The organism is Erythrobacter sp. MTPC3, assembly GCF_042854385.1.
In the GTDB taxonomy this organism is placed as follows: Bacteria; Pseudomonadota; Alphaproteobacteria; order Sphingomonadales; family Sphingomonadaceae; genus Erythrobacter.
On record NZ_BTGP01000036.1, the window covers coordinates 1 to 925 of the forward strand.

Here is a 925-nt window from a genome sequence, read left to right on the forward strand (position 1 = left end):
GCTCGGAGGTCAGATCCCACCCGCTTAAATCCCAGTAGTCTCGCGGTAGCACGAATAAGATCATCAGCTTCAGCGCCCGCATTGTCCGCCAGCGCGATTTTCAAAGCCGCACGGATTTCAAGCAGCGAGATCGACTCTGCTTTGAGTGTGGCGCCGGCTTCATCCGTCCGGTCTCGCACAGGCGTCTCATCACGCTGCGCCTGCGTAAAATAGAAGCCATCATCATAGAGAATCGAACCGCTGCTTTTGAGAGTTTGAAGCGCATCGAGCGCTACAGACTGGATGCGTCTGCCTGCACGTTCGCGACCGTAACAAGACGATATTCTTCGTGCCGTCTCTTCTGCAGAAATCGGTCCCTCGAATTCCACGACCTTCAATGCCAATTCACGCAATTCATAAGGATGAGCCTCATGCGGTTCACAGTTCGATGCGGTGGGGAAGTATGCCCGCTCATATCTAGGCATTTGTCGTTCTTCCACTTCGGGAAGTGGGGCGACAGGTTCTTCATGAGTCCGGTTCGGCGCACCTTCGGGTTTCTCGATAGTCTTCGGAGGTGAACCATCCTCTTGGTCTCGCTTGGCGCTTTCCAATGCTTCGCGGAGGCGCTTGATTTCACGTTCGCGATTATAAAACCAGTCGGTGCTCCATATCCTATGGAAGCGCCATCCCAGATGCTCCAGCACGCTTTGACGGAGGCGATCGCGCTCGCGTGCCCACAGGGCCGAATGGTATGTGGCTCCGTCGCACTCAACCGCCAGCAAATAACTCCCCGGTCTGTCAGGGTGGCGGACGCCCAAATCAATCTTGAAGCCTGCTGATCCCACCTGTGGATCTGCAAGGAAACCGAAGGACCGTATGGTGTCCGCGACATCCTCCTCAAAGGGGGTGTCGGCTTCCTCGCCAGTCGGCATATGCTCGACAAGCT

At 55.9% G+C, this 925-nt stretch carries 1 protein-coding gene; it reads right to left on the minus strand.

Translation table 11 applies throughout. The annotated features are described in order from the left end of the window. Positions 1–925 (minus strand): DUF3320 domain-containing protein (locus ACGHU1_RS16855; protein ID WP_390588883.1); only part of this gene is annotated, 925 nt, incomplete at both ends.